Consider the following 22,356-nt stretch of genomic DNA (forward strand, 5'->3'; position numbering starts at 1 on the left):
AAGACCGCACCGTGGTTCAGGGCATCACGCCGCCGTCACCGGGCCCTCACGCCATACCTGCCTCCCTCATCTGGCGCAGCTCCTTCTTCAGCTCACCCAGCTCGTCCCGCAGCCTGGCCGCCACCTCGAACTGCAGCTCCGACGCCGCGGCGTGCATCTGGTCGGTCAGCTCGCCGATGAGGCCGGTCAGCTCCTTCGCCGGCAGGGTCCTGGCGTCCCGCTTTCCACCCGCCTTGCCCGACAGGCCCGGCACCGGCGCCTTGCCGCGCGAACGCTGCCTGCCGCTGCCCAGCAGCTCCTCGGTGTCCTCGTCCTCGCGCGCGAAGGAGTCCAGGATCCCGGCGATCTTCTTCCGCAGCGGCTGCGGGTCGATGCCCCGCTCCGTGTTGTACGCGACCTGCTTCTCACGCCGCCGGTTGGTCTCGTCGATCGCCTTGGCCATCGACGGGGTGATCTTGTCGGCGTACATGTGCACCTGGCCCGACACGTTTCGCGCGGCTCGGCCGATGGTCTGGATCAGCGAGGTCCCGGAGCGCAGGAAGCCCTCCTTGTCGGCGTCCAGAATCGCCACCAGCGACACCTCGGGCAGGTCGAGGCCCTCGCGGAGCAGGTTGATGCCGACCAGCACGTCGTACTCGCCGGCCCGCAGCTCGCGCAGCAGCTCGACCCGGCGCAGGGTGTCGATGTCGCTGTGCAGGTACCGCACCTGGATGCCCAGTTCGAGCATGTAGTCGGTGAGGTCCTCGGCCATCTTCTTGGTCAGGGTGGTGACCAGGACCCGCTCGTCCTTTTCGGCCCGCAGGCGGATCTCGTGCACCAGGTCGTCGATCTGGCCCTCGGTGGGCTTCACGATGACCTCGGGGTCGATCAGGCCGGTCGGGCGGATGATCTGCTCGACGACGCCGTCACCGCGCGACAGCTCGTACGGGCCCGGGGTGGCCGACAGGTAGACGGTCTGGCCGACGCGCCCCAGGAACTCCTCCCACTTCAGCGGCCGGTTGTCCAGCGCGGACGGCAGCCGGAAGCCGTGGTCGACCAGGGTGCGTTTGCGGGAGGCGTCGCCCTCGTACATCGCGCCGATCTGGGGCACGGTGACATGCGACTCGTCGATCACCAGGAGGAAGTCCTCCGGGAAGTAGTCGATGAGGGTGTCCGGCGCCGAGCCGGCGTCGCGGCCGTCGATGTGCCGCGAGTAGTTCTCGATGCCGGAGCAGGTGCCGATCTGCCGCATCATCTCGATGTCATACGTGGTGCGCATGCGCAGCCGCTGGGCCTCCAGGAGCTTGCCCTGCTTCTCCATGACCGCGAGCTGCCCCTCCAGCTCCTTCTCGATCCCGGCGATGGCGCGCTCCATGCGCTCCGGGCCCGTCACGTAGTGGGTGGCCGGGAAGACGTAGAGCTGCTGGTCGTCGGTGATGACCTCGCCGGTGAGGGGGTGGAGGGTGGAAAGCGCCTCGATCTCGTCGCCGAACATCTCGATGCGGACGGCGAGCTCCTCGTACACCGGGAAGATCTCGATGGTGTCGCCCCGCACCCGGAAGGTGCCGCGGCTGAAGGCCACGTCGTTGCGGGCGTACTGGATCTCCACGAACTTACGGAGCAGCTGGTCGCGGTCGATCACATCCCCGACCTTGAGCCGCACCATGCGGTCGACGTACTCCTGCGGCGTACCGAGACCGTAGATGCAGGAGACGGACGCGACGACGATCACGTCGCGGCGGGTGAGGAGGGAGTTCGTGCTGGAGTGGCGGAGCCGCTCGACCTCCTCGTTGATGGAGGAGTCCTTCTCGATGTAGGTGTCCGTCTGCGGGACGTAGGCTTCCGGCTGGAAGTAGTCGTAGTACGAGACGAAGTACTCGACCGCGTTGTTGGGCAGGAGCTCGCGGAACTCGTTGGCGAGCTGGGCGGCGAGCGTCTTGTTGGGTGCCATGACCAGCGTCGGCCGCTGCAGCCGCTCGATCATCCACGCGGTGGTCGCCGACTTGCCCGTGCCCGTCGCGCCCAGCAGGACGACGTCCTTCTCTCCGGCGCGGATGCGCCGCTCCAGGTCGTCGATGGCCGTGGGCTGGTCACCGCTGGGCTTGTAGGGGCTGACGACCTCGAAGGGCGCCACACTGCGTTCGATGTCTGATACGGGCCGCATGCCATCCACCGTACGGCCAGCCACTGACAACGGGCCGAAGAAGGGACTTACGGCCTACGGACCGATGGCTTACGGCCCTATGGCAGGAGGCGGGGCGGCTTCTTCGCCGCGATGTCCTCGACCCAGCCCACCAGGAGCACCGCGACGGCGATCAGCACCCGGGCGACCCCGAACTGGAACCACGTGCTGTCCAGGGGCAGGGACAGCTCGAACGCGCGGACCTGCCACATGGAGTCGATCAGCGGGACGCTGAGGACGAGGGCGATCTCGTGCCGCAGGTAGATCGTCACGGCCCGGGAGTTGAAGATCGTCACGGTGCGGTCGAGCGGCCGGTAGCGCCGGATCCAGTCCATGCGGGGCCGGAAGCGCAGCAGCAACAGAACGAAGCCGACCGACCACAGGGCCTGGGCGAGCGGGATCTCGTTGAGGTCGTAGGTGCCGTCCGAGGGGTGCGCGAAGGCCCACCAGCCGCCGACGCCCATCGTGGGGCGGCGAGGACCAGGACCAGGGCGGCCGGTATGCGGTCGATCAGGCCGTCGCGGTGGGCGAAGCCGAGCAGCCGGCAGGCCGGTGTCCGCCGGAGCGCGACGGCCGCAGGGTTTCCGTGGTGGCGGTCACCGGGCAGCACCTGCCGGTGCTTGCGGAGTGCCCTGTGTGGGTGCCCTGCGGGGCGCCGACCTCACCGGTGCGCTTGAGCTTCTGCCGACGCAGCCGGCCGCTGGTCAGGGCGGTGACGCAGGAGTGGATGAGGACGAGATACATCATCTGGCCGTAGAGGACCTGTTGGAGCGGCATCAGTTCCTCGTCGTCGACATCGCGCGTCAGCCACTCCAGGGGTTGCCGCTGTTGCCGCCACGGCCGCCGGAGCCGCCCTTGCTACCGCCGCCGGGTGAGGGCGCCGAGGAGCTCGGGGTGGCGCTCGCCGAGGAGCTCGGGGTGGCGCTCGCCGTGGGGCTCGGGGTGGCGGTGGCCGTGGCCGAGGAGGACGCCGAGGACGTGACCGAGGCCGAAGCACTGGCGCTCGCCGTGGACTTCGCCGAGGACGAACTCGCCTTCGGGGTGGCCGAGGCGGAGGCGCTTCCGGAAGCCGATGCCGAGACGTCGGCCGCCTGCACGGTGCTCGCCGACGTGGTCGGGGAAGCGGCCGCCGTGGACCTGCGCGCCGGGGCGGTCCTGGTGGCGGACGCCGAGGAATTCGCCGTCGCGGACGCGGAATTCTTCACCTTCCCCGCTTTCGCCTCGGCCTTGGCGGACGTCCCCGGAATGAGGGTATCCGGCGCGAAAGGAGTGCCGCCCGCGAAGGCCACGCCCAGCACCGCCGCATAACCGATGCAGCCGATGCCGGTGATCACTCCGACCCGCCGGATAATCCGGGCCCTCCGGCCCGACGCATCGACGAACACCGGTCCCTCTTCGGCGTTCTGCCGCCCAGGAGCACCCGCTCGCCCCGACTTCGAATTCATGAGCGGAATGCGATCAGGATAATTCCTTGGTAAATTCTCAAATTCTTTCACGAGGTTTTTAATGAGGGATTTTTGAATTGTTATGAGGATCCTCACGGAGCGGGTTGGTAGTGTCTCCGGTATGAAAAAGCTGATCGGCGCAATCGCCGCCGCCATCGTACTGGCGGGCGCCGCCCTGCTGGTATGGAGCGGCACTTCGCGTACGTCGTCGAACGGCTCGCCCGGCGCCGCGAAGCAGGTCACCTTCGCCCCGTACGTCGCCGTAGCGGCCTCCTCCGTCTACGACATGGCCGCGACGGCCGGCAGGACCGGCGTCGACGACTTCACACTCGGCTTCGTCGTCTCCGGCGACGGCTGCACCCCCCGATGGGACGGCACCGACGCCCTCGCCAACTCCGAACTGGCCACCCGGATCGCGAAACTGCGGTCGGCCGGCGGCGACGTCACCGTGTCCTTCGGCGGGGCCGACGGCAGCGAACTGGCCCTGAAATGCGCCGGCGTCAGCGCGCTGGCCGACGCCTACGCCCAGGTCATCGACCGCTACGACCTCACCCGGGTCGACTTCGACATCGAGGGCACCGCCCTGACGGACACCGCCGCCAACTCCCGCCGGGCCAAGGCGATCCGCCAACTCCAGAAGACGGCGACGGCCAAGGGCCACCCCCTGGAGGTCTCCTTCACCCTGCCCGCCATGCCCGAGGAGGGCCTCACCGGCGACGCCGCCTCGTTCCTGACGAATGCCGAGCGCGACGGCGTGACGATCGGGAGCGTCAACATCATGGCGATGGACTACGGATCCACCTACACCGGCGACATGGGCGACTACGCCGTCAAGGCGGCCACCGCCGCCCACGCGCAACTGCGGAGCATCCTCGGCGTGGCCGACTCCGCCGCGTGGCAGACCCTCGCCGTGACACCGATGATCGGCGTCAACGACATCACCACCGAGAACTTCACGGTCTCCGACGCCACGCAGCTCGCCGCCTTCGCGGCGGACAAACACCTCGGCCGGCTGTCCATGTGGTCCGCGGGCCGCGACACCTCGTCGCTGGACTTCACCAACGCGCTCGCGAGCGCGGCCGATGCGTCTCGCTGAGCCCCCGTCCCCCTCCGCGGTCTGCGTTGCCTGCATGGCGCCGGGCGGGTCGAGGGCTATCACGAGCCCGGCCAGGAAGAGTAAGAGGCCGCGCAGATAGGTGGGGTGAAGGAAGGAGCGGGTCGAGGGCCGAGTCTGGCAAGGCGGTGGGGGCACTCTCCCCCAGACTCCGTCCGGTGGGGGTGCTCCCCCTGGCTTCGCCGGGGGTACCCCCACCGGCGAAGCCAGGGGGAGGACCCCCACCAGCCGCCAGGGCTGGGGGAGAGGGAGACGCAGCGGTGGGGGCCCCTCCCAGCGTCTAGCTGGGGGACTGCGGCGACCGACGACAACGCCGCCAGGCGAGAGCCATCGGCACGCGACGCCCCCCGCCTATTCGCGCGGCCTCCAGACCCTCGAAGCCTCCACATGGAAGAGTGGGACGAGGAGCGGGGCCAGATCTGTTTGCTGTCGGGCGCCTTTGACAGCTGGTCCGAATTGTTGGGAAGTGCTCCAGGCCTTCTACCAGGCCCCGCCCCGGCGCCGAGCACCCGCCGGAACTGGTGCACAACACGCCTGTCCTGCGGCGCGACGACGACGGATGGCTCATCGTTCATCCGCACGAGGGCGTCCAAGGCCCCGACAGCAGACTCATCCAGACCCCGTAGCCCCTGCGCCGCGCGCCGACGCCCACCGTAAGGTGAGGGCAGGGATCAGTTCAGGCAGGAGGCGGACCGGTGGCATCGACGGCTCGGGCGCAGGGGGATCAACCCGAGGAAGACGCGGCAGCCGGCAGCGGACGCCGCTGGCTTGTGCTCATCTATCGGGTGCCGACAGAACCGACCCGCTTGCGGGCAGCGGTGTGGCGGCGCATCAAGGGACTCGGCGCGATCTACCTGCAGAATTCGGTAGCCGCTCTCCCGCGCACAGTCGCCTCCGAGAGGGCCATGCGGGTGCTGCGCAAGGAGATCATCGACATGGACGGCACGGCCCACCTGCTCGCCACGGACGTGCTGGCCGGAGAGGCCGATGTCGTCGCAGCCTTCAACAAGGCCCGCAACGACGAGTACGAGGAGATCGTCGACCGCTGCCAGGACTTCCTCGCCCAAGTGGACAAGGAGTACGTGGCCGAGCACTTCACGTACGCCGAGCTGGAGGAGAACGACGAGGACCTGACCAAGTTGAAGAACTGGTTCGAGAAGGTCAGGACCCGGGACGTTCTGTCCGCTTCCGGCCGTGCCGAGACGGTGGCAGCCCTGGAACGCTGCGAGCAGGTCTTGGAGGACTATGCCGCCCGCGTCTACCTGGAAGAGGGCGAGACCAGCTGACGGCAGCCCCGGTCAGCGGTGGGCGACCGGCCCGCAATGCACGAGCCGGCTGGGGCGGGATCTTTCTCCCGCCCCAGCCGGCCGGTTCGTGCTACGCGCCCGAACGGCTCGCCTTCCGCAGCGACAGGCCGAGCAGCAGCACCACGGCGAGCGGGAGCAGCCACCAAGCCGCGATGCCCGCGCCGGCGAACAGCGCCGTGACGACGAGCGCGATCACCACGCCGACCGCCACGGTCCAGTCGTCGCCGACCACGAAGTCGTACCAGAAGTGCAGGAATCGCATGATCGGGTTCACGAGGTCACTCCAGACTGTTCCGGGCGGACCGCCGACACCGTGCGCCGCTGTTGGTTACGCAGCAGCGCGACGTAGGCCAGCGAGACGACGAGGACGGCCGGGATGATGACGAGCAGAGAGACGTCGGCTCCCGGCCAGTGCGCCCCGGCACCTTCGGCTCCCCAGAAGATGCCGAAGGAACTCAACAGGATTCCCACCACGAACTTCATGGTGTTCTCGGGGACCTTGGCCAGCGGGGCCTTGATCAGCAGGCCAACGACGACCACCAGCACGACCGCCGCGATCGCTCCGAGCGAGGCCTCCGGGATCTGCCCCTGGACGGACCCGAAGGTGACGACGATGAACGCCACTTCCAGGCCTTCAAGGAACACGCCCTTGTACGCCAATGTGAAGCCGTACCAGTCGGTGACGAAGGCCCGGCTCTCGGTCCCCGCGGCCTTGGCGGCCGCGACCTGCTGCTGGTAGATCTTGTCCTCGTCGTGCAGCGCCTTGTATCCGGAAGCCCGGAGAATGGCCTTGCGCAGCCACTGCAGGCCGAAGACCAGCAGCAGGCCGCCGATCACCAGTTGCATGGCGCCGATCGGGATCCGGCTGATCGCCGGCCCGAGTGCGGCCACCACAACCGCCAGTGTCAGCAGCGCGGCGACGACACCGATCATCGGCGAGCGCCAGCCACGAGTGACACCCGCGGCGAGCACGATGGTGAGTGCCTCGACGGCTTCCACCGCACAGGCCAGAAATACAGCGAGGACCAGTACCGTCCCGCTCATACATACCTCCAGTGATTATCTTGCATCGTTGCGCCCCGCTCCGGCAGTGGCAGCCGGCTCGCGGTCCGCACACGGGTAGGCGAAACAGCCGCTCGACGTGACCTCCAGGGCCACCGATCGATCGCGCTGCCACGGCCGCTGGTCGAAGACACCGCACAGCAGGGTGCCTCCGGGCAGTTCCACGACGTGGTCGTAGCCACGTCCCCGGTACGCGGTGTCCCGGACCACGCCGCTGAGCGTGTGCGAGTCCTCGGCCGGATCCGCGTCACCCAGCTTCAAGGCGGCAGGCCTGATCAGCACGTCCACCTCGGTACCCTCGGCGAGGCCGGTCGGGGCCTGCGCCACCAGGGAGCGGTCCAGGGTGCGCACCTGAACGCCGCCGTCGTCACGAACCTTCTCGACCTGCGCGGACAGCTCGCCCGACAGTCCGGTGAAGCGCGCGACGAAGGGCGAGTTGGGCTCGTTGTAGATGGTCTCGGGCGTTCCGTGCTGGACCAGCCGGCCGTCGCGCAACACCCCGATCCGGTCAGCCAGCGCGAAGGCCTCCGACTGGTCGTGGGTGATGTAGACGGCGGTGGCGCCGGTCTCGCGGGTGAGCGTGGCTATCTCGACCCGCAGCCGCTCCTTCAGATCTGCGTCCAGGTTGGACAGCGGCTCGTCGAACAGCAGCAGCCGCGGGCGCCCCACAAGGGCCCGGGCCAGCGCCACTCGCTGCTGCTCGCCACCGGACAGCTCGCCCGGAAAGCGCTGCGCGTAGTCGCCCAGCCCGACCCGGTCGAGGAGACCGCCGACCCGGTCGGCCACCTCCCGCCGTCCGACTCCCTGCCGCCGCAGCGCGTACGCGACGTTGTCCGCGACGGTCAGGTGCGGCCACAGTGCGTAGTCCTGGAACACCATGCCCAGACCACGCTGCTCCGGCGGTACGCACACACGGCGGTCGGCGACGAGCTCGCCACCGAGCAGCACCTGGCCCTCGTCCACCCGTTCGATGCCGGCGATCACTCGCAGCAGCGTGCTCTTGCCGGAACCGGACGGTCCGAGCAGGACATGGAATTCGCCGGCCTCGGCGGTGAGCGAGACGTCTTCGAGAACCGTGGTGGCGCCGTACCGCTTGGTCACCCCGTCGATCTCCAGGCGGGTGGCATGGACCTCATTCGAGGCTTTCGCTGGTTTCACCGTTGCTCCAATCGGTGCCAGCCCGCGGGGGCGAGGAGGCGGAAGAGTGCCAGTGCGAGGCCTATGACAAGGAGGATTCCGGCGCAGGCGACCACCAGGGAGGCGGTGCCCACCCCGAAGTCGTAGTTCACGATCAGCTTCGTCACCCCCACCGACAGCGGTGCCTGGCCCGGCGGGTAGAGCATCGAAGCGAGGGGCAGCTCCAGGAAGCGGTCCGCGAAGGTCAGCAGCCACGTCCACAGCAACCCGCGGGAGACCAGCGGCAGTACCGTCGTGCTCCAGGCCCGAACCGTCCCCGCGCCATGCACCCTGGCGGCAGCCAGCATGGAGTCCTGCAACTGCGAGAACGAGCCGACGAGCAGCCGCGACGCGGCGGGCAGCGCACCGGCGAGCAGGCCGATGGTGAGCAGCGTCAGCGTGCCGTAGATGTGAATGCCGAGAGTGTTCATCAGCGGCAGGTTGTACGTGAAGATGTAGCCGGCGCCCAGCACGATCGAGGGCAGGGCCACGGCGCCGAGCATCAGGAGGTCGAGCAGGCCGGCCGCCTTGCCGCGTCCCTTGCCGCCGCTGCGGGCGAGGAACCGGGCGACCAGCACGCCTCCGACCAGAGCCACCGTCGCGGTGATGACCGCCAGCCGCAGGGAAAGCATGACGGGCGCCAGCAGGGCCGACTGATGGAAGACCTGCCGGTAGTTGTCAAAAGTGAAGTTGTGCGCGCCGAGCGCACCGAACTGGCCCAGCATGGACGCGGAGACCACGCCCAGCGTCGGCACGCCGAGGGCGAGCAGGAAGAAGACGCCGAGCCCCCCCTGGGCGGCCGCGGAGCGCCAGCCGCGCAGCGGCGCCTGGCTGACCGGGCGCGTGCGTCCGGACAGCACGGCGTAGGAGCGGCCCCGGGTCGCCGCGCGCTGCGCCAGCATCGCGAGGACGACCAGCAGCATCAGCAGCCAGCCGACAGCCGCGGCTGTGGGGTAGTCGGCGGGGAAGTTGGTCACCGAGGCGGCGAGGGAGAAAGTGGCGAGGGGGAAGCGGGCGTCTGCTCCCAGCGTCGCCGCGACGCCGTAGTCGCTGATCGCCTCGGCGAAGACGATCGCCAGAGCCGCCCACAGTCCCGGGGCCAGCATGCCGACAGTGATCCGCAACCGGGACCAGAGCCCGGCACCGTGCACCCGGGCCGCGTCCTCGAAGTCCCGCCCCAGCCCGGCGACGACACCGGAGACGGCAAGGAACGCGAACGGTACACCGCGGCTGCCCAGCACCCAGATGACCCCGACCGGCCCCATGACGAGGCTTCGCAACCAGCCGGCGTCGACGCCGAAGAGCTGGACCAGTACGCCGTCCGGTTCCACCAGTCGGGTCCAGCCGAGGGCTTCGAGGTACGAGGGGGCGAGCAGCAGGGCCCAGATCCCCAGCCGCCAAAGGCCGCCCCCGAACACCTTCGTACGACCCAGCAGCAGGGCCAGCCCGGTGCCGATCGCTGCGGCCAGCACCGCGGCGCCCACGCCGGTGAGGGCGGTGTTGAGCAACGCCTGAAGCGTGCTTCCGGTGAGCGCGGAGCGGAAGGCGGCCACGCTGAACCACGCCGAACCCTGCCCGAACATCCGGGGGCTGATCGCGACCAGTAGAAAGCCTGCCACGGGGGCCAGCAGGACCAGTCCGACCGCGACGGCGGCGAGCGGACCACCCAGCAGCCGCACGGCCCGGCCGGTCCAGCGCAGCCCCGCGACCGCTCGGCGGTCACCGGGCCGCTCACCGGAAGGCGGAGCCAGCGCCGCCCGTCCCCGGTCGGTGACCGGGGACGGGGCCAACCTGTTCGTCGTCATCTCGGTTACTTCGCGATGTTCGCGGTGAACCAGGAGTTGATCTCGGCCTCCTTGGGACCCCAGACGTACGGGTCGACCGTCTGGTACTGGACCGAGTTGAGCGAAGGCATCGCCGGCAGCGGCGAGACGCCCTGCACGACCGGCCAGTACAGCGAGTCACTGCCGGGGGCACCGTTCAGCATGGCCTTCTGCCCGGCCGGGCTGAGGACGAACTCCGCGAACTTCTTCGCCTCGGACTGCACCGCGGCGGGCGCCCTGCCGTCGATGCCGATGACGCCCGGGAGCAGGCTGACGCCCTTCAGGAAGGCGGTCTTGATGTTGGGGTTTTTCACCGTCTGGGCCGCGCCGAGGCCGGCGGAGCTCTGGATGAGGCCGACCTGGATCTGGCCGGTCGACATCGCGTGCAGGGTGTCGCCGTTGGTCGGGAAGACGTGCAGGCCGTTGGCCTTCAGCTTGCCGTAGAAGTCCTTGCCCTGGGCCTCACCGCCGAGCAGGTTCATCATGCCGGCCACGAACGGGAAGGTGGGGCCGGAGACGGCGGGGTTGTTCATGCCGACCTTGCCCTTCCAGGCCGGCGTCAGCAGGTCCTGCCAAGAGGTGGGCGGGGTCGGGGTCTTGGAGGAGTCGTAGACGACGGTGCCGGCCATCGTGACGCCGGTCGGGATGTAGCTCTGATCCTTGGGCACAGCGGCCTGGCCGGCAGCGTTGAACTTGACGCTCGGCTCGTAGCCCTTGAGCAGCTGTCCCTGCTGGTCAAGGGCGGCGAACCCCTCGTCGCCATCGGTCCACAGCACGCCCCACTGCGGGTTGGACTTCTCGGCCGCGACCTTCGCCAGCAGGGGGCCCGTGCTGTCGTCGACAAGCTTGGTCGGAATGCCCGTGGACTTCTGGAACGCGTCGACGACCGCCTGGTCGTAACCCTGCGCCGAGTACACGACGAGCGTCGGCTTGGATCCGCCGCTCGCGGCAGCCGTGGTCGCCGTCGAGGAACCGCAGCCGACAGCAACTCCCATCACGGCTGCGGTCACCAGAACCACCTGTCCCTTTGATCGAATCCCTGCCAACATTTCGCCTCTTCCCTAACCATGTTAAGCCCACAGATGTAACGGTCGTTAGGAAGAGTTGGTGACGAACGTTACCGAGCGCGAGGGAATCGATGGCGTCAAGTCGAACAGCGAGTGAGCAATGGCTGAAGTCGCCCTGCACATGCCAGCAGCCCCCGGAATCCGCACCGAGGGTTCTCACGGTGCTGACTTATACGGCCTGGCCTGGGCAAACGCACTGGGAAATCATGCGCTCGCCAGTACCAGCAGATCCAAGTCCTCCTCCAGCGGACCCGTCATGGGGTCCGCCGCGACATCGGCGCCCAGCCGTGCGAAGGCTTCGGCGATCTCGTCTTCGGGTGACGACGCCCCCGGCGACGAGGGGGGACGGTGCGGCCCCGGTATCCGACGGTGAAGACGCCGATGCCGACAACGAGGACCGCCACCAGAAGGCTGGGAAGGTGCGTTCATGGCGCCGTCACCCAGCCGTGGCCTTCGTCACCCTCCCGGGCTCCCCGGCAGCACGGTGATCCGCTCAAGGGGGCCGTACGGGCCTGCGGCCAGTGCCGCCCGCACCGCCGCCGCGACCTCGCCCGGGTGCCTGGCCAGGGCGGTCGGCGCGATCCGCACCACCCGCAGCCCCAACGTCTCCAGCCGGCCGCGCCCGGAACCGGCCGCCGGGCCGAGGTCCAGGGCGACGCCGTCGCGCGCCCAGTAGGCGTCGGGCGAGGCCAGGAAGGAGCCGTCGAGCCGCAACTGCGGGCGCCACAGCGGCTGGCGAAGGCCGGTCCGTATGACCAGGGTGCGGGCCAGACCGACGGCCGACCTGATCCCGGTGTCCAGCTCGGCGAGGAGCCTGCCGACGGCCGGCTTGCGGGCCAGCGCCGCATCGCCCAGCTCGGCGGCCAGCACGTCCGGCCGCACCCCGGCGAAGGCCACCAGCTCCCGCAGTACGTCCCCGGCCCACTCCGGGTCGCACGACTCCCGTACGCCGTCGGCCGCCGCCCGCACCAGGGGCGCCACCGGCACCCCGTCGACCGTCACGGCGGACGGCAGCCGGCGCGCGTGGTGCACCCGCACCCAGGTGTGCGTCCTGATCCTGCGCCCGTCGGGCACCAGGACGTCCACCACCGGCACCCCGGACGGCAGCGGCGCCGCCTCGATCCGGTGCAGCGCCAGGCCTGCGGTGCCCGTGACCATCGCCTCCGCCTCCGGATGCCCCGCGAAGCCCAGCGCCGCCCGGCAGCGCTGGGCAACGCTCAGCACCCCCGGGTGCAGCACCACCACCCTCGGCAGCGGCCGCTGCCACCGCCCACCGGGCCGGATCCGCTCCCGTACGAAGGACTGCGGGACCCCGATCGCCGCCAGCTGCGCCATGGTGACCACCCGGTCCTGCTCGCGGGCGAGTCGGCGCAGGGCGGGGATGTAGTCGATTCGCTTCATGCCGGTCACCGTCCCCCAGCGTGGCGCATCAACTACCCGCTGTGACAGACCTGTCGAGAATCACCACCCTGACGGGTGGCGCGACGGGGGCCGCGTTGTCAGTGCCGCCGCATAGGCTTCTGGCGTGACGTACTTGGAGACCGATTCGCCCGTGGTGGCCTGGACGGTGCTGGACACACCGATCGGGCCGCTCATGCTCGCCGCCTCGGAGCAGGGCCTGGTCCAGGTCGTCTTCCACGCCGACGAGCCCAGGGCGGCCGCCGCCCTCGACCGCCTCGGCCGCCGCCTGGGTGCGACCTCGCAGGCCCCGGCCCGTGCGCACCTCGCCGAGGCGATACGCCAGGTCGAGGCGTACTTCGCCGGCTCGCTGCGGGAGTTCACCCTCGACCTGGACTGGTCCCTCACCACCGGCTTCAACCGCCGGGTGCAGCGCGAGCTCGCCACCGGTGTGCCGTACGGCTCGGTCGTCGGCTACCAGGACCTCGCCGACCGCGTCGGTGAGCCGGGCGCCGCGCGGGCGGTCGGTGTCGCCATGGGTGCCAACCCGCTGCCCGTCGTGGTGCCCTGCCATCGGGTGGTCGAGAGCAGCGGTGGCATAGGCGGCTTCGGGGGCGGGCTGGAGATCAAGCGGCGGCTGCTGGCGCTGGAGGGCGTGCTGCCCGAGCCGCTGTTCTGACGGTTCGTAAGGTGCGTGCGGTCAGTGCGGTCAGGTGCCGCAGCCGGGGTCAGGGGCGTCCACCGAGAGCGGCGCGCCCTCCGGGAGGATGTACGTGACGTAGAGGATGACCGGCACCGTGCCGAGATTGCGGCCGACGTGGACATGGCGCGCGCCGTCCGGCTCGACGAAGGACTGGCCGGCGGTCGAGGTCTCGACGGAGCAGTCGGCCATGGTGCGCGTCAGCGTCCCGGACTGGACGACGGCGATCAGTTTGCCCAGGTGGTAGTGCCAGCCGGTGGTGCCGCCTGGCTGGATGGTGATCGTACGGACCACGACATCCGTCCGGCCCTTCGTCCTGATCTTCAGGCCGTCCTCGGACGTGCCCTTGGCCAGGATCGTGGCGGTCACCCCGCTGCCCGGCGTGGCCAGCGCCGCCGAGGGCACCACCGCCAGTGCGACCACGCCCGCAGCGACAACGCACGCCTTGCGAATCCGCCCCATGACCATGCCGGCCCCTCTCCTGACGCCCGTACGATGGCGGCGCCACGCTACTGGGGGAGGAGGACGCATGACAGTGGACGACACGCCCTACACGATCACGGCCGGCTCGGCCGGCTCACCCGTGATCCTCCATGTACCGCACGGCTCACGGGCGATTCCACCGGCCGTCAGGACCGGCATTCTGCTGGACGACGACGCGCTGGCGACCGAACTCGACCACATGACCGACGCCCACACCACGGTCATCGCCGAGCGGGCCGCCGCCCAAGCGGCCATCCCGCCCTGGCGGTTCGCCAACGAGCTGTCCCGGCTGGTGATCGACCCCGAGCGGTTCCCCGACGAGCGGGAGGAGATGCGGGGGGTCGGCATGGGCGCGGTCTACACCCGCACCTCCGACGGACTACGGCTGCGCGAGGACGACCCTGCGGCGGAACAGGCCCTGCTCGACGCCTACTTCAGGCCGTACGCCGCCGCCATGACGGGCTGCGTCCAGGACCGCCTCGACGCGGTGGGGCGGGCGGTCGTCATCGACGTCCACTCCTACCCCGCCGCCCCGCTTCCGTACGAGCTGCACGCCGACGGCCCCCGGCCGGCGGTCTGCCTGGGCACCGACCCCTTCCACACCCCGGGGTGGCTGCTCGACGCCGCGCGGGAGGCCTTCGCGGGCTGCGACACGGTCGGGCTCGACTCGCCGTTCGCGGGGGCGTATGTGCCGCTGCGGCACTACGGGGCTGTGCGGGAGGTGTCCGCGCTGATGATCGAGATCCGCCGAGACGTGGACGGACCGGCGGGCATCGACCGGCTCGTACGGGCCCTGGCGGACCTCGTCGATCAGTCCGGCATCCGGAAGCGCGCCGCCTGAATGTAGTCCGGCTGCGGGTCCAGCGCCGCCGCCAGCCGGAAGTGCCGCAAAGCCTCGTCCGAGCGGCCGGCCCGTTCCAGGGTCCGGCCCAGGGCGAAGTGCGCGAACGCGTTGTCCGGCTCCCGCTCCAGCACCACCTGGAACTCCAGCTCCGCCGGGCGCAGCTGCGCCGCCAGGAAGAACGCCCGGGCCCGCAACAGCCGTGCCGCCGTGTTCTCCGGATGCGCCGCGATCACCGAGTCCAGCAGCTTCACCGCTCCGCGGGGGTCGCGGGCGGCCAGCAGCTGCTCGGCGGCGCGGTAGTCGATGACATGCGTCTCGGGTGACTGTTCGGGCACGACCATCTCCTTCCCGGAGGTGAGAACTACCCCAACATATGCCCCGCCATCCCCATTCCCGGGGGTCCGCCGGAGGGTTGTTCTCTCCCCCAGACCTTCGTCTGGGTGGGGGTCCCCCCAGTCCTCAAACGCCGGACGGGCTGAATTCAGCCGCGCAGGGCCTCCCAGATCTTGCGGACCTGGGGTTCGAGCGCGTCCCGCGGTCCGTCGTTGTCGATGACGAAGTCGGCGATGGCGAGGCGGTCCTCCCGCGAGGCCTGGGCGGCCATGCGGGCGCGGGCTTCGTCCTCGGACATGCCGCGGAGGCGGACGAGGCGGTCGAGCTGGTTCTCGGGGGAGGCGTCGACGACGATGACGGAGTCGTAGAGCGGGGCGAGGCCGTTCTCGGCGAGGAGGGGGACGTCGTGGATGACGAGGGTGTCGGGACCGGCGGCGGCTTCGAGGTGGGCGGAGCGGTCGCGGACGAGGGGGTGGACGATGGAGTTGAGGGCGCGGAGACGGTCGGGGTCGGCGAAGACAATGGAGCCGAGCGCGGGGCGGTCGAGGGTGCCGTCGGGTAGGAGGATGCCGGTGCCGAATTCGGCGACGACGGCCGCAAGGCCCTTCGTGCCGGGTTCGACGACCTCCCTGGCGATGCGGTCGGAGTCGATGATGACGGCGCCGTACGAAGAGAGCAGCGCGGAGACCGTGCTCTTGCCGGAGCCGATGCCTCCGGTCAGACCGGCTCGGGTCATGCGCCGTCGTCCTCGCGATCGGCGAGGAAGCGCTCGAACTCGGCCGCCAGGTCGTCCGCCGACGGCAGGTCCACCGGCTCGGCGATCAGATTCTCGCGGCTCGTGGAGCCGGCGAGGGCGTCGTACTGGTTCTCCAGGCCCCGGACGACGGAGACGAGTTCGGCGTCGCCCTCCTCGACCTGCCGGTCGATCTCCAGCCGCACGGTGTGGGCCTCGGTACGCAACGCGTGCGCGACCTCCGGAAGCACCAGGCCCGTGGCGGCGGTGAGTGCCTCCAGGACTGCCAGGGCCGAGTCGGGGTAGGCCGAGCGGGCCAGGTAGTGCGGGACGTGCGCGGCGACGCCGAGGACGTCCCGCCCGGACTCGGCGAGGCGGAGCTCGATCAGCGACTCGGCGCTGCCCGGGACCTGCGCCTCATCGAACCACGAGCGGTGCCCGGGGACGAGGTCGAGCCGGTTGCCGTGCGGGGTGAGGCCGACGGGGCGGGTGTGGGGGACGCCCATGGGGATGCCGTGGAAGTTGATGGCGAGCCGGACGCCCAACCGCTCGACGATCTGGCGGACCCCGGCGGCGAAGCGCTCCCACTCCACGTCCGGCTCATGGCCGCCGAGCAGCAGGAAGGGCGCGCCGGTGCTGTCCTGCACCAGGTAGAGCGTGATGTCCGGGTCCTCGTACGAGGACCAGTGGTCGCGCTCGAAGGTCATCAGGGGGCGGCGGGCGCGGTAGTCGACCAGCCGGTCGGCGTCGAAGCGGGCGACGATCTCGTGCTCCTGGCGGTCGAGCAGTTGCTCGACGATCTGGGAGCCGGTCTCACCGGCGTCGATGTAGCCGTCCAGGTGGTACAGCAGCACGGGTCCGGCGTCCCCGAAGACCGCGTCGACAGCCTCGGCCCCGCCAGGTACGAACTCGTACAGCCCTTGCGGATCCAGCACCGCACACCCTCTCTTTTCTCAGGCCCGCCGCGATCGTGCGCGGGCCCTCGCTCGACATCTGGAACGATCGGCGGGGCCCGCGCATTCCCGCGATTGATCAAGCCAGAACGCGCTTGTGCAGCGCGGTCACCGCCTTACGGGCCGATGTGAAGGCGCCATGCTGCCAGGCATCGGTGTAGCTGAGCCAGTCGCCCGCGAAGTACACGTGCCCGGAACCCTCGTTGAGGGACTTGTACCGCACATCGTCCGGGCCGCCGGGCGTGTCGTGCCAGGCGGCCTCCTGGTAGGGGAACTGCCGCCAGTGCTGGGAGAAGGACGAGGCCAGCTCGGTGCGGTACTTGTCGCCGTAGATCTTCACGCCCGTCGCTATCGCGCGGGTCTCGCGCTCCTTGGGAGTGAGCTTGGCGTACGAGTCGGCGTCGTCGTCGTAGTTGTAGTAGCCGATCACGACGCCGCGTTCGCCGTGGAAGCCGTACGAAGGATGCCAGATGTGGACGACGTCCTGGTCGGTCTCGGTGATGCCGCCGTAGATGTTGTGGTCCAGCTCCCACCAGCGCGACCGGTACTCCAGGCCGATCTTCCCCGCCGACTGCGGGGTGATCGCCTCCAGTGCGGTCTGTACGCCGGAGCCGAGGTTGTGCGGGATCTTGGCGAGGAGGTTCGGCGGCATGGCGCCGATGCAGTAGTCGGCGTCGATGGTCTTGGTACGACCGTCCTGGGTGTACGTGATCGTGACGCCGTCCGCCTTGTCGGTGACCTTGGTGACGGCGCAGCCCGTACGGACCTTGTGGCCGCCGATCGCCTTGACCAGCGCCTTGGGGATCTGGTCCATGCCGCCGACCGGCTGGAACATCAGCATGGCCTGGTCGTATCCGAACTCGAAGGAGAAGTAGCGGCCGACGCCGGTCGCGAAGATCTGGGAGGCGGTCGGCACGTCGCCGTAGCGGACGCCCGGGGTGCCGGCGGCGGCCGGGACGACGGAGTAGCCGCGGCGCTCGCTGTCGGTGTAGTCGAGGGTGTCGCCCAAGTCGCCGAAGTCCTTGAGGAACTCGGTGAGGGCTTCCTTGTCGTCGCTGGTCAGCTCCTTGTCCAGGGCACCCTTGTCCGTCGCCTTGGCGAGCAGCTCGGATACGTAGCCGTACATGTCGGCCTTGGCGGTGCGGTAGCGCATGGGCTCGGTCATGCCGGCGGACTCGTTGTAGAGGTACGCGTCGGCGTTGACGTTGGTGAACACCTCGATGGGCACGCCGAGTTCACGGCAGTAGTCGAGGGTGACCATCCACTGCGGGATGCGGGCGGGCCCTGCGTTCATGTAATGGCCGTCGCTGAACTTCGCGGTCTGTCGGTAGCCGTTGAGGTCGACGGTGGTGTCCCCGCCCCGGACCGTGAAGTTGCGGCCGCCCGCCCGGCCCTTGGCCTCCAGGACCGTACAGTCGTAGCCGGCTTTGCCCAGCTCGTACGCGGCTGTCAGCCCGGCGATGCCGCCGCCGAGGATGACGATACTGGCCGCGGCCTTCCCGGTGAGCGTGAAGTCGCCCTTCGTCGGCGCGATGTATGTGGCGTCCCTGGTGGCGGCTTGGGCGGTGGGCGCCAGGCCCAGCGCGCCCATGGTGGCGAACATGGCGCCGGCGCCGGAGGTGGCGCCGACGGTGCGTAGGAAATCGCGACGGTTGAACTGAGACATCCGTGACATGAATGAACTCCCCTTTCGCTCGTGGCGCAGGGGACTCTGGCAGTGGGATGTTACGAACCGTCAGGGGCAGGTGTATCGCGCACGTTTCGATGGGTGCCACCGGCGACTTTCTCGGGGCTTCACCCCGGACCCCGCATGGGAGGCACGGACATACGCGAGAGGCCCGCACCCTCGTGGGTGCGGGCCTCTCGTCGGCTACTGCCTAGCGGCTGGCGTCAGCTCTGGCCGCCGGCCAGCTTCTCGCGAAGCGCGGCGAGCGCCTCGTCCGAAGCCAGCGCGCCGGACGTGTCGTCCGACTCCGAGGAGTACGAGCCGCCACCGGCCGCGGCAGGCGCCGGGGCGCCCGTCTCGGCAGCTGCCTGCTCGTCGGCCTCGCGGGACTTGATGACCTGCGCCTGGTGCTGCTCGAAGCGGGTCTGCGCCTCGGCGTACTGGCCCTCCCAGGCCTCGCGCTGGGTCTCGAAGCCCTCGAGCCAGTCGTTGGTCTCGGGGTCGAAGCCCTCGGGGTAGATGTAGTTGCCCTGGTCGTCGTACGACGCGGCCATGCCGTACAGCGTCGGGTCGAACTCGACCGAGGCCGGGTCGGCACCGAAGGACTCGTTGGCCTGCTTCAGCGAGAGGCTGATGCGGCGGCGCTCGAGGTCGATGTCGATGACCTTGACGAAGATCTCGTCGTTGACCTGGACGACCTGCTCCGGGATCTCCACGTGGCGCTCGGCCAGCTCGGAGATGTGGACCAGACCCTCGATGCCCTCGTCGACGCGGACGAACGCACCGAACGGAACGAGCTTGGTGACCTTACCCGGGACGACCTGGCCGATCTGGTGGGTCCGGGCGAACTGCTGCCACGGGTCTTCCTGGGTCGCCTTCAGCGACAGGGAGACACGCTCGCGGTCCATGTCGACGTCGAGAACCTCGACGGTGACTTCCTGGCCGACCTCGACAACCTCGGACGGGTGGTCGATGTGCTTCCAGGACAGCTCGGAGACGTGGACGAGACCGTCGACGCCGCCCAGGTCCACGAAGGCACCGAAGTTGACGATCGAGGAGACGACGCCGGAGCGCACCTGGCCCTTCTGCAGGGTGGTGAGGAAGGTCTGGCGGACCTCGCTCTGGGTCTGCTCCAGCCAGGCACGGCGGGACAGGACCACGTTGTTGCGGTTCTTGTCCAGCTCGATGATCTTGGCCTCGAGCTCCTTGCCCACGTAGGGCTGGAGGTCGCGGACGCGGCGCATCTCCACGAGGGAGGCAGGGAGGAAGCCGCGCAGGCCGATGTCGAGGATGAGGCCACCCTTGACGACCTCGATGACGGTACCGGTGACGATGCCGTCCTCTTCCTTGATCTTCTCGATCGTGCCCCAGGCGCGCTCGTACTGAGCCCGCTTCTTGGACAGGATGAGACGGCCTTCCTTGTCCTCCTTCTGGAGGACAAGAGCCTCGATCTCATCGCCCACGGCGACGACCTCGTTGGGGTCGACGTCGTGCTTGATGGAGAGCTCGCGGGAGGGGATGACGCCTTCGGTCTTGTAACCGATGTCGAGCAGGACCTCGTCCCGGTCGACCTTCACGATGACGCCGTCGACGATGTCGCCGTCGTTGAAGTACTTGATCGTCTCGTCGATCGCGGCGAGGAAGGCTTCCTCGTTACCGATGTCGTTGACCGCCACCTGCGGGGTGGTACGAGGGGCCTCGGTGCTGCTCGTCATAAGGAAAGGGGCTCCGGTACGGACAGTAAGTCGTAGGTACTGCTACGCCGGGAGCCCGTTATCGCTTCTGCCGATTCCGGACAGCCGCAAGGCCGAGAGGTTTACCAACAGATTCGAGCGCAGCCTGCTCCGTCTGAGGTGCGCAGGCTCGCAGCGCAACTTGTAGCATACGGGGGCAGCCGGGCACGGTCAATGCGCGAAGAGCACACCGGGGGCATAACACCCCATACCGGGCACTGCACATCTTCATGCTGCGGCAGAATCCCGCAGCCACAGGTCATCACAGAGGGTACGACGACAAGCGCGATGATCCAAGCACCTGGGGCAGAAGTGCCGGAAGAAGAACCCGAAGGACCCGAAGAAACCGACGAGCCCGAGGCGACGCGGCGTACCGCGGGCAACACGGAGAGCATCCGCGCCAATCGCGGCTGGTGGGACGGCAACGCCGACGAGTACCAGGTCGAGCACGGTGACTTCCTCGGCGACGACCGCTTCGTGTGGGGCCCCGAGGGGCTGGACGAGGAGGATGTCCGGCTCCTCGGTCCGACGGAGGCCCTGAAGGGCCTGTCGGTGCTGGAGATCGGCGCCGGCGCCGCTCAGTGCTCGCGGTGGCTCGCCGCTCAGGGCGCGCGGCCGGTCGCCCTTGACCTCTCTTATCGGCAGTTGCAGCACGGCAGGCGGATCGGCGCCGACTTCCCTCTGGTGCAGGGCGACGCGACCGCGCTGCCGTTCGCGGACGGCAGGTTCGACCTGGCGTGCTCGGCGTACGGGGCGCTGCCCTTCGTCGCCGACACCGCTCGGGTGATGCACGAGGTGCGACGGGTGCTGCGGCCCGGCGGGCGGTGGGTCTTCTCGGTGACGCATCCGGTGCGGTGGGCGTTCCCGGACGAGCCGGGGCCCGACGGGCTGACGGCGGCGTCCTCCTACTTCGACCGCACGCCGTACGTGGAGCAGGACGAGCAGGGGCGCGCGGTCTACGTCGAGCACCACCGCACCCTGGGCGACCGGGTCCGGGAGATCGCCGGCGCGGGCTTCCGGCTGGTGGACCTGGTCGAGCCGGAGTGGCCGGTCTGGAACCAGCAGGAGTGGGGCGGCTGGTCCCCGCTGCGCGGCCGGCTGCTGCCGGGTACGGCGATCTTCGTCTGCGTCGCCGGGTGATCCGTACCGAAGGGCTCGACCTGCCCGTACGTACGGCCGTCCCGGCGCTGCTCGCGGCGCTGGACGGGCATGGGTGCGCCGTGCTCGCCGCGCCGCCGGGGACGGGGAAGACGACGCTGGTGCCGCTGGCGCTGGCGGGGCTGCTCGACGACGGTTCCGCGCGGAGGGTCGTCGTCGCCGAGCCGCGGCGGATGGCGGCGCGGGCGGCGGCGCGGCGGATGGCGTGGCTGCTCGGCGAGGAGGTGGGCGGCCGGGTCGGGTACACCGTGCGCGGGGAGCGGAAGGTGTCGTCGCGGACGGTGGTCGAGGTGGTGACCACGGGCGTGCTGTTGCAGCGGCTGCAGCGGGACCAGGAGTTGGCTGGGGGTGCTCCCCCTGGCTTCGCCGGTAGGGGGCGGGTCGATGTCGTCCTGCTCGACGAGTGCCATGAGCGGCACCTGGACGCGGACACCGCGATGGCCTTTCTGCTGGACGTGCGGGCGGCGCTGCGCCCCGACCTGCGGCTGGTGGCGGCCTCGGCGACGACGGATGCCGAGGCGTGGTCGAGGCTGCTGGGCGACGCGCCGGTGGTGGCCGCGCAGGGGCGGATGCATCCGGTGGACGTGAGGTATGTGCCGCCGCCGCGCGGGGTGCGGCCGCCGCACGGGATGCGGGTCGATCCGGCGCTGCTGGAGCATGTGACGGCGGTGGTGCGGCGGGCGCTCGCGGAGGTGCCCGAGGGCGATGTGCTGTGCTTTCTGCCGGGGATCGGCGAGATCGCGCGGGTGGCAGGGATGCTGGCCGACCCGTCGGGTGCGGAGGTGCTCCAGCTGCACGGGCAGGCTCCGGCGGCGGTCCAGGACGCGGTGCTGGCCGGTGCCTCGGCCCGGCGCAGGGTGATCCTGTCGACGTCGGTGGCGGAGTCGAGCCTGACGGTGCCCGGGGTGCGGATCGTGGTGGACTCCGGGCTGGCGAGGGAGCCGCGCGTCGACCATGCGCGGGGGCTCGGTTCGCTGACGACGGTACGGGCGTCGCTGGCGACGGCGACGCAGCGGACGGGCCGGGCCGGGCGTGAGGGCCCGGGTGCCGCCTTCCGCTGCTGGCCGGAGGCGGAGGACGGTACGCGGGCGCGCTGGCCGGCCCCGGAGATCGCGGTGGCCGACCTGGCCCCGTTCGCCCTGCAGGCCGCCTGCTGGGGTGACCCGGACGCCGTCGGCCTCGCCCTGCTGGACGCCCCGC

The 22,356-nt window shown here is 69.9% G+C and carries 22 protein-coding genes; 7 read left to right on the forward strand and 15 right to left on the reverse strand.

The features are described from left to right. Positions 1-46 precede the first annotated feature (46 nt). The 3 genes from uvrB to EFK10_RS48100 form a co-directional block, all read right to left on the reverse strand. Positions 47-2,143 (reverse strand): excinuclease ABC subunit UvrB, encoded by a 2,097-nt coding sequence (gene uvrB, locus EFK10_RS38195; RefSeq protein ID WP_127360250.1) that lies wholly within the window; start codon positions 2,141-2,143, stop codon positions 47-49. Positions 2,144-2,220: 77 nt separating this feature from the next. Continuing rightward, positions 2,221-2,625, reverse strand: coding sequence for a hypothetical protein (locus EFK10_RS38200; RefSeq protein ID WP_206305748.1), 405 nt, complete (start codon positions 2,623-2,625; stop codon positions 2,221-2,223). Between the two features lie 46 nt (positions 2,626-2,671). Beyond that, positions 2,672-2,938 (reverse strand): hypothetical protein, encoded by a 267-nt coding sequence (locus EFK10_RS48100; protein WP_164836314.1) that lies wholly within the window; start codon positions 2,936-2,938, stop codon positions 2,672-2,674. Here EFK10_RS48100 and EFK10_RS38205 point away from each other — a divergent pair. The 3 genes from EFK10_RS38205 (at position 2,927) to EFK10_RS38215 (ending at position 6,006) form a co-directional block, all read left to right on the forward strand. After that, a complete protein-coding gene (locus tag EFK10_RS38205; protein ID WP_164836315.1) occupies positions 2,927-3,469 on the forward strand; it encodes a hypothetical protein in 543 nt (180 codons plus the stop codon). The genes EFK10_RS48100 and EFK10_RS38205 overlap by 12 nt on opposite strands. A gap of 258 nt (positions 3,470-3,727) precedes the next feature. Then, a complete protein-coding gene (locus EFK10_RS38210; RefSeq protein WP_240677724.1) occupies positions 3,728-4,702 on the forward strand; it encodes a chitinase in 975 nt (324 codons plus the stop codon). 713 nt (positions 4,703-5,415) lie between these two features. Further along, a complete protein-coding gene (locus EFK10_RS38215) occupies positions 5,416-6,006 on the forward strand; it encodes a Chromate resistance protein ChrB (RefSeq protein ID WP_206305749.1) in 591 nt (196 codons plus the stop codon). Between the two features lie 91 nt (positions 6,007-6,097). Here the strand turns inward: EFK10_RS38215 and EFK10_RS38220 are convergent, their stop codons facing one another. From EFK10_RS38220 to EFK10_RS38245, 6 genes are all read right to left on the reverse strand, one after another. Beyond that, on the reverse strand, positions 6,098-6,301 hold the full coding sequence (locus EFK10_RS38220) for a hypothetical protein (RefSeq protein ID WP_206305750.1): 204 nt from the start codon (positions 6,299-6,301) through the stop codon (positions 6,098-6,100). After that, a complete protein-coding gene (locus EFK10_RS38225; protein WP_127360253.1) occupies positions 6,298-7,071 on the reverse strand; it encodes a COG4280 domain-containing protein in 774 nt (257 codons plus the stop codon). Before EFK10_RS38225 ends, EFK10_RS38220 begins: the two co-directional genes overlap by 4 nt. Before the next feature lie 15 nt (positions 7,072-7,086). Then, positions 7,087-8,247 (reverse strand): ABC transporter ATP-binding protein, encoded by a 1,161-nt coding sequence (locus EFK10_RS38230; protein WP_127360254.1) that lies wholly within the window; start codon positions 8,245-8,247, stop codon positions 7,087-7,089. Then, entirely contained in the window at positions 8,244-10,070 is a 1,827-nt protein-coding gene (locus tag EFK10_RS38235) for an ABC transporter permease (RefSeq protein ID WP_127360255.1), read from the reverse strand. The genes EFK10_RS38230 and EFK10_RS38235 overlap by 4 nt, the downstream gene beginning before the upstream one ends. Before the next feature lie 5 nt (positions 10,071-10,075). Next, positions 10,076-11,098 (reverse strand): ABC transporter substrate-binding protein, encoded by a 1,023-nt coding sequence (locus EFK10_RS38240; RefSeq protein WP_164836316.1) that lies wholly within the window; start codon positions 11,096-11,098, stop codon positions 10,076-10,078. 513 nt (positions 11,099-11,611) lie between these two features. Further along, a complete protein-coding gene (locus EFK10_RS38245) occupies positions 11,612-12,556 on the reverse strand; it encodes a hypothetical protein (protein WP_127360257.1) in 945 nt (314 codons plus the stop codon). A gap of 124 nt (positions 12,557-12,680) precedes the next feature. Here EFK10_RS38245 and EFK10_RS38250 point away from each other — a divergent pair, with 124 nt between their 5' ends. Next, a complete protein-coding gene (locus tag EFK10_RS38250) occupies positions 12,681-13,232 on the forward strand; it encodes a methylated-DNA--[protein]-cysteine S-methyltransferase (protein ID WP_407647232.1) in 552 nt (183 codons plus the stop codon). 30 nt (positions 13,233-13,262) lie between these two features. Here the strand turns inward: EFK10_RS38250 and EFK10_RS38255 are convergent, their stop codons facing one another. Next, positions 13,263-13,721, reverse strand: a complete 459-nt coding sequence (locus EFK10_RS38255) for a cupin domain-containing protein (protein ID WP_127360258.1) — start codon at positions 13,719-13,721, stop codon at positions 13,263-13,265. Positions 13,722-13,782: 61 nt separating this feature from the next. On the opposite strand from EFK10_RS38255, the gene EFK10_RS38260 reads away from it, so the two are divergent. Then, positions 13,783-14,577: an N-formylglutamate amidohydrolase gene (locus EFK10_RS38260; RefSeq protein WP_127360259.1), complete on the forward strand. Its 795-nt coding sequence runs from the start codon at positions 13,783-13,785 to the stop codon at positions 14,575-14,577. Here the strand turns inward: EFK10_RS38260 and EFK10_RS38265 are convergent. The 5 genes from EFK10_RS38265 to rpsA form a co-directional block, all read right to left on the reverse strand. After that, positions 14,547-14,915, reverse strand: coding sequence for a tetratricopeptide repeat protein (locus EFK10_RS38265; protein WP_127360260.1), 369 nt, complete (start codon positions 14,913-14,915; stop codon positions 14,547-14,549). The genes EFK10_RS38260 and EFK10_RS38265 overlap by 31 nt on opposite strands. 146 nt (positions 14,916-15,061) lie before the next feature. After that, complete coding sequence (coaE, locus tag EFK10_RS38270; protein ID WP_127360261.1) at positions 15,062-15,649, reverse strand: dephospho-CoA kinase; 588 nt, start codon at positions 15,647-15,649, stop codon at positions 15,062-15,064. Next, positions 15,646-16,581, reverse strand: coding sequence for a PAC2 family protein (locus EFK10_RS38275; protein WP_127360262.1), 936 nt, complete (start codon positions 16,579-16,581; stop codon positions 15,646-15,648). Before EFK10_RS38275 ends, coaE begins: the two co-directional genes overlap by 4 nt. A gap of 97 nt (positions 16,582-16,678) precedes the next feature. Further along, positions 16,679-18,202, reverse strand: a complete 1,524-nt coding sequence (locus tag EFK10_RS38280; protein ID WP_206305752.1) for a flavin monoamine oxidase family protein — start codon at positions 18,200-18,202, stop codon at positions 16,679-16,681. Positions 18,203-18,489: 287 nt separating this feature from the next. After that, a complete protein-coding gene (gene rpsA / locus EFK10_RS38285; RefSeq protein ID WP_127360264.1) occupies positions 18,490-19,980 on the reverse strand; it encodes a 30S ribosomal protein S1 in 1,491 nt (496 codons plus the stop codon). 306 nt (positions 19,981-20,286) lie between these two features. Between rpsA and EFK10_RS38290 the strand changes: the two genes are divergently transcribed. Further along, positions 20,287-21,138 (forward strand): class I SAM-dependent methyltransferase, encoded by an 852-nt coding sequence (locus EFK10_RS38290; RefSeq protein ID WP_127360265.1) that lies wholly within the window; start codon positions 20,287-20,289, stop codon positions 21,136-21,138. Further along, on the forward strand, positions 21,135-22,356 hold a 1,222-nt coding region (locus EFK10_RS38295), incomplete at its 3' end, for a helicase-related protein (protein WP_265737591.1). The genes EFK10_RS38290 and EFK10_RS38295, both read left to right, overlap by 4 nt.

Origin of the sequence: Streptomyces soli (assembly GCF_003999195.1) — a bacterium.
Taxonomy (GTDB): domain Bacteria; phylum Actinomycetota; class Actinomycetes; order Streptomycetales; family Streptomycetaceae; genus Actinacidiphila; species Actinacidiphila soli.

Coding starts and splice junctions, on each gene's coding strand:
- uvrB (WP_127360250.1), bottom strand. CDS start 2,143: ATGCGGCCCGTATCAGACATCGAACGCAGTGTGGCGCCCTTCGAGGTC.
- EFK10_RS38235 (WP_127360255.1), bottom strand. CDS start 10,070: ATGACGACGAACAGGTTGGCCCCGTCCCCGGTCACCGACCGGGGACGG.
- EFK10_RS48100 (WP_164836314.1), bottom strand. CDS start 2,938: ATGCCGCTCCAACAGGTCCTCTACGGCCAGATGATGTATCTCGTCCTC.
- rpsA (WP_127360264.1), bottom strand. CDS start 19,980: ATGACGAGCAGCACCGAGGCCCCTCGTACCACCCCGCAGGTGGCGGTC.
- EFK10_RS38280 (WP_206305752.1), bottom strand. CDS start 18,202: ATGTTCGCCACCATGGGCGCGCTGGGCCTGGCGCCCACCGCCCAAGCC.
- EFK10_RS38245 (WP_127360257.1), bottom strand. CDS start 12,556: ATGAAGCGAATCGACTACATCCCCGCCCTGCGCCGACTCGCCCGCGAG.
- EFK10_RS38290 (WP_127360265.1), top strand. CDS start 20,287: ATGATCCAAGCACCTGGGGCAGAAGTGCCGGAAGAAGAACCCGAAGGA.
- EFK10_RS38255 (WP_127360258.1), bottom strand. CDS start 13,721: ATGGTCATGGGGCGGATTCGCAAGGCGTGCGTTGTCGCTGCGGGCGTG.
- EFK10_RS38210 (WP_240677724.1), top strand. CDS start 3,728: ATGAAAAAGCTGATCGGCGCAATCGCCGCCGCCATCGTACTGGCGGGC.
- EFK10_RS38225 (WP_127360253.1), bottom strand. CDS start 7,071: ATGAGCGGGACGGTACTGGTCCTCGCTGTATTTCTGGCCTGTGCGGTG.
- coaE (WP_127360261.1), bottom strand. CDS start 15,649: ATGACCCGAGCCGGTCTGACCGGAGGCATCGGCTCCGGCAAGAGCACG.
- EFK10_RS38200 (WP_206305748.1), bottom strand. CDS start 2,625: ATGGGCGTCGGCGGCTGGTGGGCCTTCGCGCACCCCTCGGACGGCACC.
- EFK10_RS38260 (WP_127360259.1), top strand. CDS start 13,783: ATGACAGTGGACGACACGCCCTACACGATCACGGCCGGCTCGGCCGGC.